Annotated in this window: 12 protein-coding genes and 1 tRNA gene; 2 read left to right on the top strand and 11 right to left on the bottom strand. The window is 70.4% G+C overall.

Annotated elements, in window-relative coordinates; translation table 11 throughout:
- Positions 1-28: 28 nt before the first annotated feature.
- The 4 genes from SM418_RS10525 to topA all read right to left on the bottom strand — a co-directional run bounded on the left by SM418_RS10525 (position 29) and on the right by topA (position 7,808).
- On the bottom strand, positions 29-1,636 hold the full coding sequence (locus SM418_RS10525) for a S8 family peptidase (RefSeq protein ID WP_371940816.1): 1,608 nt from the start codon (positions 1,634-1,636) through the stop codon (positions 29-31).
- Positions 1,637-1,866: 230 nt separating this feature from the next.
- The gene (locus tag SM418_RS10520) at positions 1,867-3,006 is read right to left on the bottom strand and encodes a DNA polymerase III subunit delta' (protein WP_371940817.1); all 1,140 of its coding nucleotides are present in this window, start codon (positions 3,004-3,006) and stop codon (positions 1,867-1,869) included.
- 19 nt (positions 3,007-3,025) lie between these two features.
- Entirely contained in the window at positions 3,026-5,089 is a 2,064-nt protein-coding gene (gene tmk / locus SM418_RS10515; protein ID WP_371940819.1) for a dTMP kinase, read from the bottom strand.
- Positions 5,090-5,117: 28 nt separating this feature from the next.
- Entirely contained in the window at positions 5,118-7,808 is a 2,691-nt protein-coding gene (topA, locus tag SM418_RS10510; RefSeq protein WP_371940821.1) for a type I DNA topoisomerase, read from the bottom strand.
- A 239-nt stretch (positions 7,809-8,047) separates the two neighbouring features.
- Between topA and SM418_RS10505 the strand changes: the two genes are divergently transcribed.
- Positions 8,048-8,233 carry a DUF5703 family protein gene (locus tag SM418_RS10505; RefSeq protein ID WP_176406678.1) on the top strand — a complete coding sequence of 62 codons (186 nt, stop codon included), beginning with the start codon at positions 8,048-8,050 and terminating at the stop codon, positions 8,231-8,233.
- Positions 8,234-8,362: 129 nt separating this feature from the next.
- Here the strand turns inward: SM418_RS10505 and SM418_RS10500 are convergent, their stop codons facing one another.
- The 3 genes from SM418_RS10500 to SM418_RS10490 form a co-directional block, all read right to left on the bottom strand.
- Positions 8,363-9,925: a chaplin family protein gene (locus SM418_RS10500; RefSeq protein ID WP_371940823.1), complete on the bottom strand. Its 1,563-nt coding sequence runs from the start codon at positions 9,923-9,925 to the stop codon at positions 8,363-8,365.
- Positions 9,926-10,069: 144 nt separating this feature from the next.
- Positions 10,070-10,753, bottom strand: coding sequence for a hypothetical protein (locus SM418_RS10495; protein ID WP_371940825.1), 684 nt, complete (start codon positions 10,751-10,753; stop codon positions 10,070-10,072).
- Between the two features lie 78 nt (positions 10,754-10,831).
- Positions 10,832-12,175 (bottom strand): M20/M25/M40 family metallo-hydrolase, encoded by a 1,344-nt coding sequence (locus SM418_RS10490; RefSeq protein ID WP_371940826.1) that lies wholly within the window; start codon positions 12,173-12,175, stop codon positions 10,832-10,834.
- Positions 12,176-12,258: 83 nt separating this feature from the next.
- Here SM418_RS10490 and SM418_RS10485 point away from each other — a divergent pair.
- Positions 12,259-12,347, top strand: a tRNA-Leu gene (locus SM418_RS10485).
- Here SM418_RS10485 and SM418_RS10480 read toward each other — a convergent pair.
- The 4 genes from SM418_RS10480 to SM418_RS10465 all read right to left on the bottom strand — a co-directional run bounded on the left by SM418_RS10480 (position 12,326) and on the right by SM418_RS10465 (position 17,451).
- Complete coding sequence (locus SM418_RS10480) at positions 12,326-14,029, bottom strand: recombinase family protein (protein ID WP_371940827.1); 1,704 nt, start codon at positions 14,027-14,029, stop codon at positions 12,326-12,328. The two genes, SM418_RS10485 and SM418_RS10480, sit on opposite strands and share 22 nt — an antisense overlap.
- Before the next feature lie 513 nt (positions 14,030-14,542).
- Entirely contained in the window at positions 14,543-15,427 is an 885-nt protein-coding gene (locus SM418_RS10475; protein WP_371940828.1) for a TRM11 family SAM-dependent methyltransferase, read from the bottom strand.
- Positions 15,424-16,272 (bottom strand): hypothetical protein, encoded by an 849-nt coding sequence (locus tag SM418_RS10470; RefSeq protein ID WP_371940829.1) that lies wholly within the window; start codon positions 16,270-16,272, stop codon positions 15,424-15,426. Before SM418_RS10470 ends, SM418_RS10475 begins: the two co-directional genes overlap by 4 nt.
- Before the next feature lie 1,014 nt (positions 16,273-17,286).
- Positions 17,287-17,451 carry a hypothetical protein gene (locus tag SM418_RS10465; RefSeq protein WP_371940831.1) on the bottom strand — a complete coding sequence of 55 codons (165 nt, stop codon included), beginning with the start codon at positions 17,449-17,451 and terminating at the stop codon, positions 17,287-17,289.
- Between the last annotated feature and the right edge of the window lie 217 nt (positions 17,452-17,668).

Here is a 17,668-nt window from a genome sequence, read left to right as displayed (position 1 = left end):
GCGCCCTGGGGTGGGTCGAGCAGCGGGATCAGCTGCGGACGGCGTTCAGCGCGTCCACGATGCCGTTCCCGAAGAACCCGTTCTGCTCCTTCGAGCCTTCACAGGTCTGCGTCGAGGTGTGCTTCACCCACTCGCCGCCCGACTTCGTGTACCAGACGTACTCGGTCGTGCGGGGGCTCGGGCATTCCTTGGCGGTCGCCGTGCCGCGCAGCACGCGCTCCACGAAGTTCGGGCTCAGGGTGACGCCGCCGTGCCGGCGGTCCTGCTGCCCGTACTTGCTGATGATGAGCGCGGCGACGCCGACGCCGTGCGGCGACGCCATCGAGGTGCCCTGGATCGACTGGTAGTAGGCGCAGTCGTCGCCCTTGCAGCTGCGGATGAGGTACGGCACGTTCGGCGTGCCGTCCGCGTTCAGCTCGCCGCGCTCCTTGGCGAGCCGCTCGGGGTAGGCGGCCCAGATGCCGCCCTTGTCGTCCGGACGCTGGTCGGCGTTGTCGACCTTGTCGCCGCCGGGCGCCGCCACCGCGACGTAGCCGTTGCCGAAGCTGCTGTAGTACGACTTGCGGATGGACGGGCCCGTCGCCGAGATCGGGATGACGTGCTCGCCCTCGGACGGCATCGACACGCAGCTCGCCGGGACCGTCCGGTCGTGCGGCTCCTCGCCCGGCGTGGACGGGAAGTCGGGGCTGCTGTCGTCCAGGTTCGTCTTCGTGTAGTCGACGAAGTCGTTGCCGGCCGCGGAGATCAGCGTGACGCCGCCGTCGTGCGCGAAGTCCAGGGCGCGCTGCGTCGCCTTGATGATCGTGCGCTGTTCGAGCTGTTCCTCGGGGCTGTCGGCCGGGTTGTTGCCGCAGTTCCAGAGCCACGGGTCCACGTAGTACGACATGTTGACGACGTCGATGCCGTTCTTGGCCGCGTAGGTGAGGCCGTCCACGGTCGGCTGGAGGAAGAAGTAGCCGGAGTCCTGGCCGACGCGCAGGTTGACGATCGACACGTTCGGCGCGACGCCCGCCATGCCGAGCCCGTTGCGGGGCGAGGCGATCGTGGACGCGACGTGCGTGCCGTGGTCGTTGTCGTCCCAGTCGTTCGGGTCGACGCACGACGTGAACTCGCACGGGCCGTCGACCTCGTTGCCGTTGGCGTCCGCCGGGATGTCGGTGGTGAAGTTCCGGCTGAGCTTCCGGTTGAAGTTCGGCTTGATGTCGGGGTGGTCGCCGTCCACACCGGTGTCGAGGACGCCGACCAGCACGCGCTTGTCGCCCGGCTCCCTCTTGTACGAGCCGTTCGCCGTGGCGTGGATCTGCTTCATGTCCCACTGCAGGTCGGCGAGGGGCTCCTCGTCCTTGGACGGGACGCCCGTGAGCGACACCTTGCTCTTGGTGCCGGTCATCCGCTCGACCTTCGCGGCGGCCTTCTTCTTCGTCTTCGGCGCCTCGCCGATGACCCGGTTGTGCGCGACGCCCTCCAGCGCCCGCTCCTTCATCGCCGCGTGGATGAACTCGGGGTTGTCCGAACGCACGGTCGCCACGCCCACGTCACGGTTCTCGTGGACGATCTCGCCGCCGGCCGCGCGGACCGCCTGGTGGGCCGAGCCGGAGGACACGTGCTCCTTGTAGAGGACCACGTACTCCGACACCTCTCCCTTCGCCTGCGCTGGTTTCGGTTCCGCTGACGCTGGGACCGCGAGCGCCGCCATCGTGGCGACGGCGCACGCGGCGGAAATCAAGGCTCGCCGCAAAGCTGACCTCCTGGCCGTGGGGGGAGCTAGCCCGGGATTGGGGCATAAGCCAGCCGAAGGTACGCGTGCGGCTATTGAGAGATGCGTACGATTATGTAACGAAAAGGTAGATCTCTGGTAAGGGCGCGTCAGCCGGTGCGGAGCGCGAGCGTGAGCGCCTCCACCGCCAGCAGCGGGTTGACGTTCGCCTCCAGCCGCTCCCGGCACGCCATGATCGCGTCCAGCCGCCTGAGGGTGTCCTCCGGACGCCCGTTCCGCGCCGCCGTCCGCAGCTCCGGCCCCAGCTCGGTGTTGACGAGATCGGAGCCCGCCCCGAGCTGCAGGGTCAGCACGTCCCGGTAATAGGACGCGAGGTCGAGCAGCGTCCGGTCGAGGGCGTCGCGTTCGATCCGGGTCGCGCGGGACTTCTGCCGGGCCTCCAGCTCCTTGAGCGGGCCGGCCGTCCCCCTCGGCATCCGGCCCTTGGCGCTCTCGCCGAGGGCCTGCCGCAGCGCGGCCGTCTCCGCCTCGTTCAGCTCCTCCGTCTGCGCCTTCGCCTCCGCCTTCGCCGCCGCGACCAGCGACTCCGCCGCCGCCACCGCCGGGCTCACCGACGTCAGCCTGCGCGGCACCGCCAGCACCTCGGCCCGCCTCCGCCGCGCCTGCGGGTCGGTCGCCAGCCGCCGCGCCCGGCTGATGTGCCCCTGCGCGGCGCGCGCCACGACGTCCGCCGTCTCGCGGTCGACACCGTCGCGCAGGGCCAGGACGTCCGCGACCGCGTCGATCGGCGGCGTCCGCAGCGTGACGAGGCGGCACCGCGACCTGATCGTCACCAGGAGATCGTCCGGGGACGGCGTGCACAGCAGCCACACCGTCCGCGACGGCGGCTCCTCGATCGCCTTCAGCAGCGCGTTCGCCGCCGCCTCCGTGGCCCGGTCCGCGTCCTCGAACAGCACGATCTGCCAGCGCCCCCCGGTCGGGGACGACGACGCGCGCAGCACCAGCGAGCGGGCCTCCTTCACCGAATACGACAGGCCCTCCGGGCGGACGACCTCGACGTCCGCGTGCGTCCCCTGGAGGACCTGGTGGCAGGACGCGCAGTGCCCGCACCCGCGCGGGACCTCCTCGCACTGCAGCGCCGCCGCGAACGCCCGCGCGGCGGTGACCCGCCCGGAACCGGGAGGCCCGGTGAACAGCCACGCGTGCGCCAGCCCGCCCGCCCCCTCGGCGGCAGGCGACAGCTGCGCGACAACGGGCTCCTGCCCCACCAGGTCGTCCCACACGCTCATGGGATAGAGGCTAGCCGGATCAGTAGTCGCGGATGGCCGGGAAGGTGCTCGTCGCGTCCTCGGTGCCCGCCGGGACGGGGTCGGGGAGGATCTCGCGGATGCGGTACTGGATCTCCCGGCTCAGCTCCCCCTGCGGGCGTCCGGCGTCCAGGATGAGGTAGCGGTCAGGGTCGGCCTCGGCGAGAGCGTGGAACCCGGCGCGGACGCGCTCGTGGAACTCCTGCGGCTCGGACTCGATGCGGTCGGCCGGGGCGGGCAGCCGCCGCAGGCCCGCCTGCGGCGGGATCTCCAGCAGGACGGTCAGGTCCGGGACGAGGCCGCCGGTCGCCCAGGCGTTGACGCGGGCGATGTCCTCGACCCGCTGCTGCCGTCCGAACCCCTGGTAGGCGAGGGACGAGTCGACGTACCGGTCGCTGACGACGATCGCGCCGCGCTCCATCGCCGGCCTGATCACGTTGGCGACGTGGTCGGCGCGGTCGGCCGCGTACAGGAGCGTCTCGGCCCGGTCGGACAGGCCGGTCGTGTCGCGGTCGAGCAGCATCGCGCGCAGCCGCATCCCGATCTTGGTGGCGCCGGGCTCGTGCGTGGTGACCACGTCGTAGCCGTGGTCGCGGAGCCAGATCGCCGCGAGCCGCGCCTGCGTGGTCTTGCCCGCGCCCTCGCCGCCCTCGAACGCGATGAACACGCCGCGTTCCCGGTGGACGGGCTGGTGCGCGGCGGGGGCCGCGGGCAACGCGTAGACCTCGCCGCGCAGGGCGGCGCGCAGGTCGGGGACGAGCGGGATGCCGCGCCGGTCGTCCAGCCGCCGGTAGGCCAGCAGCCCGGACAGCAGCGCGACCGCCGCCGCGATCAGCAGCGCCGCGCTGGAGCCCGCGAAGTCGTAGACGCCGTCGCCGAGCTCGATCCGGTGCGAGCCGAGCGCCCCCGCGATCAGCGGGACGGCGACGAACGCGATCACCGCGGTGAGGAGCGCGACCGAGCGCAGGTACGCGGCCGGACGGGCGTCCTCCGGCGCCTCGGGGTCGGCCAACGAGGCCGTGGCCGTCGACCAGGAGGCCCCGGCGAACACCCCGAGGAACGCCGACACGAACACGACGACGACGAGGTTCTGGACGAGGGCGAGCACGACCAGCGCGATCGCGGCGGCGAGCACGGCGAGGCCGAGGAGCCGGCGGCGGCTGAACGGCACGAGGGCCCGGGGCCCGAGGAACACTCCGAAGCCGAGCCCGAACGCCAGCCCGGCGAGGACGGTGCCGTAGCCCGCGTCTCCCCCGCCCAGCGCGGCGGTGTGGATGCGTGCGACGGCGACGACCGCGCCCGCCGTCAGCGACGCCCCGGCGATCGCGAGGGCGAGACCGCGCGCGCCGCCCGTCCCCGGCCCCTGGAAGAGCAGCTTCAGCGGGGCCGGGACCGCGACCGCCCCGGTCGCGGGAATCTCCCGGATCATGGCGACGGCGGCGGTCGAGACGAGGAAGATCCCGGCCGTCACGTACAGGGCGAGGTCGGCGCGGGAGCCGCGGCCGAGCGTCCCGTCCGCGACGAGGGCGAGGACGGCGAACAGCACGGCCGCGACCGGGGCCGGGCCGTAGACCGCACGGGTCGCCGAGCGGGCGGCGGCGCCCGGCTCCCCGTCCGGGAACAGGGCGGACAGCGACGCGCGCGCCGCCGCCACCCACAGCAGGCCGAGGCAGGAGACGAGGAACGCGGCGGCGAGCGTCCACGCGAGCAGGCCCACGAGCGGCACCGTCACGACGATCACCAGGCGCAGGACGTCCGCGATCATCAGCATGAGGCGGCGGTCGGCGCGTGCCGCGATCATGCCGGCGAGCGGTGCGAGCAGCAGCGCCGGCAGCAGCATCAGCACCAGCGTGCCGCCGACCGCCTGCGCCCGCACCGCCACGTCGTCGTCGCGGGTCAGCAGTGCCGCCATCGCGGTCAGCGCCGGGACGGCCAGCCACTGCGCGAGGCCGGCGAGCGACAGCGCGGTCCGCAGCCGCCGGAACGACCTGCTCGGCGAAAGCGACGAAACACCCGGCGGCTGTGCTGCGGCGGGGTGCGGCCGGGGTGCGCCCGTTCTGGTCATGTCGGTCAGGGTATCGGCGTGGATGTCCCTATGAGCCGGACTTCGCGGAGGTTCGGCGCCGGGTCGTCGTCTTCTTCTTCCCACCGCCCGCTGCCACCTTCTCCCTGCGCTCCGCGAGCAGTTCCGCCGCCCGCTGGATCGTGATCGACTCGACCTCGTCGCCCTTGCGCAGGCTCGCGTTCGTCTCGCCGTCGGTGACGTACGGGCCGAACCGCCCCTCCTTCACCACCACCGGCTTCTCGCTCGCGGGGTCCTTGCCGAGCTCGCGCAGCGGCGCGGCCGCCGCGGCCCGGCGGCCACGCTGCTTGGGCTGGGCGAACAGCTCCTTCGCCTGCTCCAGCGTGACCGTGAACAGCTCCTCCTCCGAGCCGAGCGAGCGGCTGTCGGTGCCCCTCTTGATATAGGGACCGAAGCGGCCGTTCTGCGCGGTCACCGGCTCGCCGTCCAGCTCGCCCAGCGTGCGCGGAAGCGACAGCAGCTTCAGCGCGTCGTCGAGCGTGATCGTGTCGAGCGACATCGACTTGAAGAGCGAGCCGGTGCGCGGCTTGGCGGCGTCCGCCTTCTTCGTCCGCTTCTTCCCCTCGGGCGGCGGCGCCGCCTCGGGCAGGATCTCGGTGACGTACGGGCCGAACCGCCCCGACTTCGCGACGATCATGTGGCCGGTCGCCGGGTCGGCGCCGAGCTCCCGGTCGCCCGACGGCTGCGCGAACAGCTCCTCCGCCTTCTCGGCGGTCAGCTCGTCCGGCGCGATGTCGTCGGGGATGTTGACCCGCTCGCCGTCCCGGTCGAGGTACGAGCCGTACCGGCCGACCCGGACCATGATGTCGGTGCCCCTGATCGGGAACGAGCTGATGCCCTTGGCGTCGATGTCGCCGATGTCGCCGACCAGCTCCTTCAGGCCCTCGTCGCCGTTGTCGCCGAAGTAGAACCTGTTCAGCCACGGGACGCGCTCGGCGTCGCCGCGCGCGATCTCGTCGAGACCGTCCTCCATGTGCGCGGTGAAGTCGTAGTCGACCAGGTTGCCGAAGTGCTGCTCCAGCAGGTTGGTCACGGCGAACGCCAGGAACGAGGGGACGAGCGCCGTGCCCTTCTTGAACACGTACTCGCGCGCCAGGATCGTTCCGATGATCGAGGCGTACGTCGACGGGCGCCCGATCTCCCGCTCCTCCAGCTCCTTGACCAGGCTGGCCTCGGTGTAGCGGGCCGGCGGCCGGGTCGAGTGCCCCTCGGCGTCCACCGCGTTCGCGGTCAGCGCGTCGCCCTCCGCCAGGTTCGGCAGCCGCCGCTCCTGGTCGTCCCGGTCGGTGGACGGGTCGTCGGCGCTCTCCACGTACGCCTTCAGGAACCCGTAGAACGTGATCGTCTTACCGGTCGCGCCGAACTCGGCCCGCTCGTCCCGCGTCGACAGCCCGGTCACCCGGATCGACACCGACTGGCCGGCCGCGTCCTTCATCTGGGACGCGATCGTCCGCTTCCAGATCAGCTCGTAGAGCCGGAACTGGTCGCCCGTCAGCCCGGTCTCGGCGGGGGTGCGGAACGTGTCGCCCGCCGGGCGGATCGCCTCGTGCGCCTCCTGCGCGTTCTTGACCTTGGACGCGTAGACGCGCGGCTTGTCCGGGACGTACTCGCCGCCGAACAGCGACGCCGCCTGCCTGCGCGCCGCCGTGATCGCGGTCTCCGACAGCGTGATCGAGTCGGTTCGCATGTAGGTGATGAAGCCGTTCTCGTACAGCTTCTGCGCCACCGACATCGTGTACTTCGCGGAGAAGCTCAGCTTGCGGCTGGCCTCCTGCTGGAGCGTCGTCGTCCGGAACGGGGGGTAGGGCTTGCGCGTGTAGGGCTTGCGCTCGACGGACTTGACCTCGTACGGCCGGTCGCGGAGGCGCTCGGCGAGGCCCCTCGCGGCCTCCTCGTCCAGGTGGAGCACGTCCCGGGTCTTCAGGGTGCCGTCGGACGCGAAGTCACGGCCCTGCGCGACGCGCCTGTCGTCCACGCTGACGAGCCCGGCCTTGAAGACCTTCGGCTCCTCGTCCAGGCCCGTGTCGAACTGCGCCGCGATGTCCCAGTAGTGGGCGGGGACGAACGCGATCCGCTCCCGCTCCCGCTCGACGACCAGCCGGGTCGCCACCGACTGCACGCGGCCCGCCGACAGCTTCGGCATGACCTTCTTCCACAGGACGGGGCTGACCTCGTACCCGTAGAGGCGGTCCAGGACGCGACGCGTCTCCTGCGCGTCCACCAGCGGCATGTTCAGCTCGCGCGGATTCGCGGCGGCGCGCTGGATCGCGTCCTTGGTGATCTCGTTGAAGACCATCCGGTGCACGGGGACCTTCGGCTTCAGGACCTCCTGGAGGTGCCAGGCGATCGCCTCGCCCTCCCGGTCCTCGTCCGTCGCGAGGTACAGCTCGTCGGCCTCGGCGAGCAGCTTCTTCAGCTTCTGGACCTGCTGCCGCTTGTCGGTGTTGACCACGTAGAGCGGCTCGAACTCGCGCTCCACGTTCACGCCGAGCTTCGCCCACGGCTCGCCCTTGTACTTGGCCGGCACCTCCGAGGCGCTCCCCGGGAGATCCCGGATATGGCCGATACTGGACTCCACGATGTAGCCACGGCCCAGGTACCCCGCGATCGTCTTCGCCTTCGCGGGCGACTCGACGATCACCAGGCGCGTCCCGGCGCCGTTGCCCCGGCCACTGTTCGCGGTGCCGTTCTTGGCTGGCACAGTCGCTCCAACCTCGCTGTCTCGGTCCTCTTACACAGGCTCTTTCTTACCGGCTTCGTACAACGTCGCAGGACGGCGCGTTCATGCCCGCGCGCTCCTCGACCATCGTCCCGCCCCTTCGCGGACGGGGATTCTCACCGTCCGCGCCCCCGACAGGATGACATGCCACCGGACGCCGCGCGGACCGGGTCGCCACCGTACGGTGCCGGATGCGCGGCAGACCAGTAATAATGGTCGTAATGGCGGAGTACACCTACCTCGTCCTGTCACTGCCGCGCGGCACGACGCGTGATACCGCCCGGCAGATCATGACCGAGCACGCGGAGCGCGGCGGCTGGGAAATCGACCGGTTGCGCCTCTACCCGGACGGCCGCCGCCGTATTCAGCTTCGCCGCAAGGTCATCCGCGCCGTCCGCACGTTCTGACCGTACCCCGCACGTTCTGACCGTACCCGGCGGAGCGTAGCACTACGTTGACGCACTGTTGCCCGAAAACATGGCTTCGCCCGCCCCGGACCGCGCCTCCGGGACGGGCGAAGATCTAAGGGGCGGCCGTCAGCGGCGCCCGCCCAACCGGACACGCCGCGCCAGCGCCAGCGCCCCGGCCACGACGCCCAGCACCCCGGCGGCGGCCGGCGCCCACAGGGACCCGGCCCGGTCCCGGTCCTGGCCCGCGGCCGTTTCCTGCGCCGCGACCTTCCGCACCGGCCCGATCTCCCCGACCACCGGAACATCTCCGCGCCCCGCCGCACCGGACACGCCCGGCAGCACCTGCGTGCCGACCGCGGAACCCGGCGCCGCCACGACCTGCCGTAGAGGACCCTTCGTCACGGCGTCCACCTTGGGCAGCGTGCCTTTCGCGAGGACGCCGTCCGTGGCGGGCAGGCCCCTGCCCGGGCGCGGGAGGGGCGGCAGGTTGGGGTGCGTGGCGGTCGGCTTCCGCAGCGTGGACGCGTCGGTGGCCGGAAGGTCGGTCGCGACCTTGGAAAGGGCGGGGAAGGACGTGCCGGTCGTCCGCGAGTACGAGTGGTAGCCGCCGGAGCCGTGGCCACCGGACGACTGCCCGCCGGAGCCGTGCGGGGCCCCGACGAGCGTCTGCCCCTTGCAGCTCGCCGCCGACTCGCCCGCGACGGCCGCGGCGTCGCCGCAGACGTCGACCGGGATGGAGATCGGCGTGTTCCCCTGATCACCGGCGAGGATCCCGCCCGTCCCGGACGTGTGCTGGTCGCCGCCGGAGCTGCTGCGCACGTGGGCGCCGCCCTCGCAGAACGCCCACGCCCGGCCGGCCAGGGGCGCCGCGTCGCCGCAGGCGGTCACCGGGATGCTGATCGGAGCGTTCGCCTGATTACCGGCGAGGATCCCGAAGGCGCCGTCGGTGATCTGCCGTCCCGTCCGGTGGCCGCCGTTGCGGACGGATGCGCCGCCCGCGCAGGACGCCGCCCCGCTGCCGCCCGCGTTGCCGCAGACGTCCACGGGCACGCTGATCGGGATGTTCCCCTGGTTGCCCGCACCGACCCCGAAGATGCCGGACGTTTCCTGCCCGGACCCGGTCTTTCCGCCCGACTTGACGAGAGAGCCGCCCTCGCAGCCCGCCACCGCGTTCCCGGCGATCGCCACGGCGTTGCCGCACACGTTGACCGGGATGGAGATCGGCGCGTTCACCTGGTTGCCCGCGATGACGCCGCCCGTCCCGTCCGTGACCTGGCCGTCCGCGCCGCCGTCGTTGACCTTGGCGCCGCCGACGCAGCCGGCGTCGGCCCGTCCGAGGATGCCGACCGCGTTGCCGCAGACGTTCACCGGCAGGGAGACGGGGGCGTTGACCTGGTTTCCGGACGCGACGCCGTGCCGCCCGGACGTCCGCTGCCCGTCCGTGCCGCGCTTGTGGACCTTGGCTCCACCGCGGGACGTGGCGTGGCCGGTGCCGAGCAGGGCGGCGCCGTTCCCGCTCACGTCGACCGGCACCGAGATGGGCGCGTCGACCTGGTTGCCGCTCAGGACGCCGCCGTCGCCGTTCGTGACGTCGGCGAAGGCGGTGGACGGAAGGACGGTGACACCGAGGGCCGCAAAGCCCGCGGCCAGCACCGCGGTACGAGATATGCCTTTTGCCCGCGTTCGCATGATGCTCCGTTTCGGAGAGATGGTGGAGACGCACGTGTCCCGTGGGTCTCATGGGGGATGACGTGCCGCGCCGGAGGCACGGCGGGTGACCGGACCGGCGCGCCCGAGCCGCACGGGCACGCGTCCGGAGCCTGTGATCAGGGATTAGTCGGGCGCGAAGGACGGCTCGTCCGCGGCGGTGCGGACGGCCGGGGGAAGCGCGCCGGAAACGCGCGCGACCGGCGCGCGCGGCGGGGCCGGAGCCCGGGCGACGGAGTTCGAGAACCCCGCTGCCGCACCGCCGGCGACGAGACCGCCGGCGGCCGAGTGATCGCCGTGCCGCTCAGGTGCGGGCATCGGCGGGTGCTGGACGGCGTGGCGCGTCCCATGCCCGACGGATGAGCGCGTCCGGGCAGACTTGGAAACACTGGGCACAGCGCCGGTCTGGAGCCGCTTGCGCGCCTGCGGCGCCGGATGCGGCACAGCCCTGGGAGCCGCGTACGGACGCCGGATCACACGAACGTCAGATATGTCGGATACGTCCCGAACCGGCGTCGATGCCTTCTGCGCCATCGTTCGCGGCGCCTTCTGCGCCACCGCCCGCACGACCAGGCGCACGGGCTCACGCTCATGGACGGTCTCGACCGTCTGCCCGAGCACGGGCGTGTCAGTGACGACCTCCGCGGGTGCCGGGAACTCGTCGGCGTGCGCGGACTGCGCCGCGCAGGCGAGGAGCCACCCCGCGATCAGCAGCCCGCCGAGGAAGAGCAGCCGCTGCACGGCCCGGTTGGCGGCGACGCGACGCAGGAGGACGGAGACCGTCCACACCCGCGCCGCGTCACCTGCCACCGCACACCCTCCATCAGGACCACACACCCTCAACGAAAGGTAACGCTAGCACCACGGAGCGCATTGGTGACGGCAAATTCAGGAGCGATCAAGGAATTTGTCGAGGACCCTGGCACCGAAACGCAGCCCGTCCACCGGAACGCGCTCGTCGATCCCATGGAACATTCCGGAAAAGTCCAACTCTGGGGGCAATTTGAGGGGCGCGAAACCGAAGCAGCGCATTCCCAGCCGCGCGAACGACTTGGCGTCCGTCCCGCCGCTCAGGCAGTACGGCACCGGCAGCGCACCCGGATCCTCCGAGATCAGCGCCGCCTCCATCGCCGCGACGAGCGCCCCCTCGTAGTCGGTCTCGAGCGCCTGGTCATGGTGGACGAAATCGCGCTGGACGTCCGGACCGAGAAGTTCGTCCACGACAGCGAAGAACTCCTCCTCATACCCGGGCAAGAACCGCCCATCGACCTGAGCCGTCGCACTCTGCGGAATCACGTTCGTCTTGTATCCGGCGTCCAACCGCGTCGGATTGAGCGTGTTCCGGAGCGTCGCCCCGATCATCCGCGCCAGCGGCCCGATCTCGTCAAGGCACTTTTCCGGACGTTCCGGATCGAATTCCACCCCGTACGCCAGGCACGCCCGCTCCAGGAACGCCCGCACCGACTTCGTCAGCCGCACCGGGAACTCGTGCGACCCGAGCCGCGCGACCGCCCCCGCCAGAGCCGTCACCGCATTGTCCGGATGCACCATCGACCCGTGCCCCGCCGTCCCCCCGGCGGTCAGGTTCATCCACGCGATGCCCTTCTCCGCCGTCTCGATGAGGTACATCCGCCGGTCCCCGGGCACGGTCAGGCTGAACCCGCCGACCTCCCCCACGGCCTCGGTGCACCCCTCGAACAACTCCGGATGCTCCTGGACGAGCCACTGCGCACCCCACTTGCCCCCGGCCTCCTCATCGGCCAGGAACGCGAGCACGACGTCCCGCGGAGGCTTGCGCCCCTCCCTGAGCCGCTGCCGCACCACCGCGAGGATCATCGCGTCCATGTCCTTCATGTCCACGGCGCCGCGACCCCAGACGCACCCGTCCGCGATCTCTCCCCCGAACGGGTCCCGCGTCCAGTCCTCCTTGCGCGCCGGCACGACGTCGAGGTGCCCGTGCAGCAGCAGCGCGTCCCGCCCCGGGTCCTCCCCCTCGATCCGCGCCACGAGACTGGCCCGCCCCGGATGCGACTCGAAGATCCGCGTCTCCAGCCCGACCTCTTCGAGCTTCTCCGCGACGTACTCCGCCGCCGCCCGCTCCCCCGGCCCCGAATGATCGCCGGGGTTGCTGGTGTCGATCCGGATGAGCTCCTGGCAGAGTCGGACGACCTCGTCCTCAGCGGTCGGCTGCCGAACCACAGTGATCACCTCGTGTCCTCGCGTACCGTCCATGGTGCCCCGGCGATCGACTTCGCCGCGACTCGTCTCCTTTGGTACAGTGAAGCCCGCCGCAGCCCCGCTGCGGCCTGCACCAGGTCCGGGTGGCGGAATAGGCAGACGCGCTAGCTTGAGGTGCTAGTGCCCTTCACGGGGCATGGGGGTTCAAGTCCCCCCTCGGACACCAGAAGTTACCCCCAAGTAACGTTCGGGAGTAACGATCCGATCCGGGTCGAGGTTCACCTCGACCCGGATTTCTTGTTTGTCCGGGTGGTAGGTGAGCCGCATCCCGAGCCCCCTGTAGACGTTCTGCCGATCTTCCGGTTTGGCGTCGGCCAGGATGTTCACCAGACCGCCGAGAGCCGTAATCAGCTCCTCGATGTCGTCGGGCGTCATGGTGTGGGGCTGCTCGTCTTCGGCTGTCTGGAGTTGCGCTTCGGCAGCGGTCCGTTCGGCGTTGGTCTCGGCGATCCACTTGGTGATGGTCGCCGGGTCGGCTCCGGCTTCCAGCGCGGCACGGTGGCGGCTGAGCTTGGCGTCGCAGGCCGCGATCTTCGCACGGGCACGTGTGACACCGGAGGTGGCCGGGTGTGCTTGGGCTTCATGGAGGTCGGCGATGGTCTGTTTGATGCGGTGCGGGGCCAGCACTTTGGCGAGCCAGCCGTCCACAAGCTTGGTGACCAGGTGTTCGCGGACGAAGATGTTGCGGGGGTGGCTGACTTTGTTGGCCAGCGCGTATTCCTGCGGGTACCGGCACCGGAAGTAGATGTAATCCTTGTAGGTGTGGGCTTGCATTTTGCGGTCGCACAGCCCGCAGTAGATGACTCCCCGCAGTGCGTAGGAGTGCTTGGTCTTCTCGCGTGCCTTGGTACCTCCACGCTGGCATCGGCGTCCGACGAGCTTGCCTTCGATCTGGTCGAAGATCTCCTTGGCGATGATGGCGGGATGGACGGGCTCCATGGAGAACACCCACTTGTCCCGGTCGTTCCAGCGGAGCTTGGTGATGTGGCCGAGGGAGACGTCGTTGACGTCGAGGAGCACCTCGTCCTTGCGCTGCCGGTTCCAGACTTGATAGCCGGTGTATCTGGGGTTGGTCAGGATCGACCTCACAGACGCCTTGGACCAGGCCAGTCCATCTCGGTGCGGGTTACGTGCCCGGTCATGCGCAGACGGGCAGGGAATATCGTCCCGGGTGAGCCCTTCGGCGATGGCGAAGACGCCTTTCTCTATCGTTCCGTTGCGGCCGAGGAACTCGTGGAAGATCCTTTGGACGATGGGGGCCGCCTCCGGGTCGATCGCGAGCTTGTACAGGCGTTTGCCGTCGGCGGCCTTGCCGGGGTGCGGGTGAGGGCCGCCGTCGACGAGTTCGTAGCCGTAGGGCGGTCGGCCGCCGAGGTAGCGGCCTTCGGTCGCGGCAATGGCGGCCATGCTGCTACGAACGCGGGTTCTGATCCGGTTGCGTTCGCCCTTGGACAGCCCGCCGAACACCGACATGATCATGTCGTGGGCTTCGTTCTCCGGATCGATGGGCCCGCCGACCTCGGGCACCCACAGCGGAACGCCGTAATGGTCGAACACGGGGAAGGTCAGACCGTACTGTCCTCCGTAGAAGGCGCGGTGCGGTTCCCCGACCACCACCGCGGTGAAGTCCCGGCGCGGGTCTTTCAGTGCTTTCAGCAGTGCGCTGGCCTGGGGCCGCCGCACCCACGGGATGGACCGGGACCGGTCGACGTCGAAGAACTCGGTCACTATCTGTCCGCCGTGGCCCTCGACCAGTCCCTGCGCGCGCCGTAGCTGCCAGGCTTTCGATGCCGCCGGGTCTTGCTTGTCCTCGGTCGACACCCGCCCGTAGAACGCGAACCGGATCATTGGGTTCGTCCCTCCTCTTCTCTTGGTTCCTGGGTCTTCTCGGCTGCCTTACGCAGGAGATCCAGCAGCGCCCTGGCCGCGCCAGGTGTGAGCCGTGGCGGCTCGTCCGGCGCGACCAGGCACAGCTTCCTGCTGTCTTTGGTCACCGTCGTCCCGCAGGCGTATCGGTGACCGTTCTGCCCTGCGCCGTGCTGGGCCCGCGGTTCTCGTCACGCCGGTTGCGGTGCCGGTATCGACGCTTGCCTCTGGTCTGGAGGTCAAGGCTGATGTCCGGGACGGTGACGGGCGGGGCGATGAACTGTGGTCGGCCCGGCGGAGTGGTCAGGTGCCAGGCGCCGCCGCACCGGTAAGCCCGCAACCGTGTACCGGGTGCAGCGACACGAGCGGCGTGCCTGGCCGTGCGTCGGGTGGCGTAGCGAGCCCGTCCGCAGCGCCCGCACAGACCGAGCTGGAGGATGGCCAGCATCTCCTGGACCCGATCGCGCCGTGACCGGTGGCCGGAGCGGAGTTCCCTCATCGGCTTGCCTCCGGCAGGTCGGTGGAGCGTTGGAGGAGCAGGAGGTCCTCGTGAGCGGTGGCGCAGGCCGGGATGCCGCGCTCGCGGGCACGGCGGGTTTCGAGCATTTGGAAGAACGAGGTGCGATTCACCAACCGGCCCTCGCGCAGGCCGGCCAGGAGGGCCGCATGGCGACCAGTAAGAACGAGGCCATGCTTGCGAGCGGTCTCGACGACCTGACCGGGCAGGTCAATCAGCTCACCTCTGGCTCGAATCGGGCGGACGGTGACAGCGATCAGCCCACCCGGTCGCAGCAGAGCGGCACTGCCGTCCAGGATCTGGCCGAACCCATCGAGCAGCGCCGGGAGCGGTTGGTGGGCGAGGTTGCCGCGGTCGGTGGAGTAGCGGTGGTGGCGTTTGAGGATCTTTCCGCCGCCGTTGTCGCGTCCGGAGCGGATGTGCCCGTGCGTGTGCGCCCCGTACGGCGGAGAGGTGAGCACCAGCGCCGCTTTCTCCTGCAGTGCCCGGTAGATCGTGGCGATGTTGCGGGCGTCCCCGCAGGCGAGTTGCGCCGTTCCCGTGGCTCCTTGGGAGCGCGCGTGCCTCAGGTTGCCCAGGGCAAGATGGACGAAGTCGGGCTCGTACTCCACGCCGGCGGCATTGCGGCCCTGGTGGATGGCCTCGACCAGGGTGGTGCCGATCCCGCACATCGGATCGACCACCAAGTCACCGGGGCGGGTGAACGCCTCAATGACGGTGGCGGCGATGGCCGGCAGCATCTTGCCGGGGTGGCGCATCGACTCGGGCGTGTAGCGTCCCCGGCGCTGCAACCGGGACGGTCGCTGCCCCGTAGCCAGCACCGACACCAACCCCGTCGCGGAGGAGGGAGCGTTGTGGTTCATCGGGCGTCCCCGTTCTCCTGCCGGGAACGGGGTTTGGTGAATAGGCAGACGTCGGCGTGGACACTGACCGGCGGCGGCAGCGCGTGGCAGCCGGTGCCACGCAACTGGGCCAGGTCGGCTGGTCCGGCCTGAACGACCAGGGCATCACCGTCGATGGGGACGCGCAGTGCGATGACGTGCTGGACGTAACTGAACCCCAGCCCCTGGGCCTGGCGGATTATGCGCGGGGCGGGATCGATGAGGCGTCCGGCCTGGTGGCGGGCCGTGGTGATGATGGCCAGGACACCGCCCGGCCGCAGTACCTTCCACGCCGACGCCAGGAACAGGCCGAGTTGTTCGCTGCTGCGCATCCACAGGTCCGCCCGGCAGGCCGGGCATCCCCGTTCCCCGCTCCTGGGCGGCGGGCTGCCGCCGGTCTCGTGCGGTGGCGGGGCGGCGATGACCAGGCCGACCTCGCCGAGGTGGTCGGCCAGACCGCGTGCCATCTGATCGGGCCGCACCGGCCGCATCTCCACCCGCGCCGACCGCTCCACAGGCAGGGTGGCGCGCAGGCGGGAGCCGATGTGCTGGGCAAGCGGGAAGTGCGGGACCAGCGCGATGCCGCGCCGGTCCAGGTCGGCAGCGCCAACCAGGGTGGCCTCGCTACTGGTGAAGCCCTCAGCCACCAGGTCACCATCGGAGGTGCAGGCGCCAATCAGGTGCCGGGCCAGTTCCCGGCCGACCGCCTGCCGGTGCCGGACGCAAAGGCCCACCGCCGGACCGGCTGCCCGCGCACCCTTGCTGGTGGCGGTGTCGGTGGTGGTTTCGGTGGTGTCAGAGCACAGCCAGACGGTCAGCGGCACCATCCGGCACCGGGCGTCCGGGCCGTTATTTCGGCCGACAGGCGAGTTGGACGACGTGTGATTCATCTACTGGGTGACCCGAGACAGCCACCCGATCCCCGTGCACCATGAAGCACCACCCACCCGGCCCGATTTCACCCCCGACCCAAGTCACGATCTGTTCAAGAGCCACCTGACAGTTCGGAAACCGACAAGCATCAGCATCGTGCACAGCGAGCCTGATTGGCACCCACCATCACTCCTGGTAGTCAAGTGGAATGATCCATGGTCCGGACGCGGATGCCCTTACGCGTGTACCACCGGAGCCTGATGAGCCATGGCGAGTCCACCGCCAACGCAGGCATCGCCAGCGGTCCCCTCGCCGCCGTTGGACGGCACTTCTGATCACTGCCGTCCTGGCTTCCCTCAGCACCGCCGCCATCCTCCAACCCGGCGACGTGTCAGCCCCGCGGTCACCACGCCCCGCCCACACGGCAGGCACCGGAAACCAGGTCCACCAACCAAGCCCGTCCCCGGCGGCGCCGACCCTCATCACCAAGCCGCCGGAGCATGCCGACCCTCATCACCATCCGCATCGGCAGCATGCTGAATCATCGGCATCCGCACCCGCACAGGCCAGTGCGGCCTCCGGCGAGCACCGCTCCCCCTCGCTGCGCCCACCGAGCATGAACAGACAAGAGCGCCCCGCCCCGCGCCGCCCCCGCTCACGACCACAAAGCTCGCAACGCCCCCACCAGGCACCAACCTGGGTCCGCGCCGAATGCACCCGACGCTTCCCCCACGACGCCACCCGCCGAACCGCGTGTATCGCTGCCGTGCGCAACTACCTCGACCGGTGACCAGCCCACGCCCTCAATCCGACACGGGTATTGAGCGACCTCTAAAGGACGCCAGTCGGTGAGCGTCCTTGGATCCTGCTTCAGGGCGGCGGGCGCGAGCAAGCAACATGGCGATCCGACATAGCCCGGAGAGCCGGTGCTGCTGACGGAGTCCTCAGCAAGCCGGATCAACTTCGATCTACGCAAGTTTCTCTTCGGTGGAGTAGACCTCCAGCATCGGATGTCCCACGCCCTCGCGCCACATGTGCCGCTGGGCGTTGTGCTCGGCGTCGTACGTGATGAGCCAGCCGCCGGGGCCGCGAGAGTGAGCGCCGCACGCGCAGCGCCAGTGACCCTTTTTCATCCTCGGGCGGGTCGGTTGATCACAGCATGATCGCGAGTTGATGGAGTTCCTTCGGACGTAGAGAAGCCCCTGGTAGACGGGTTGATCACCACAACCACACCGTCTCACCAGGAGCTTCTGCATGCTGTTCTACCGTGCCGCCGTGGATTTGTCGCGTCCGACGCTGAACTACGTGGCGGGGATCGTCCGCCGCCATCGCCGGGCGATCAGGTCGCGG

This window comes from Actinomadura chokoriensis (assembly GCF_041463665.1).
GTDB lineage: Bacteria > Actinomycetota > Actinomycetes > Streptosporangiales > Streptosporangiaceae > Spirillospora > Spirillospora chokoriensis_A.
This window is presented reverse-complemented; position numbering and strand designations above follow the sequence as displayed.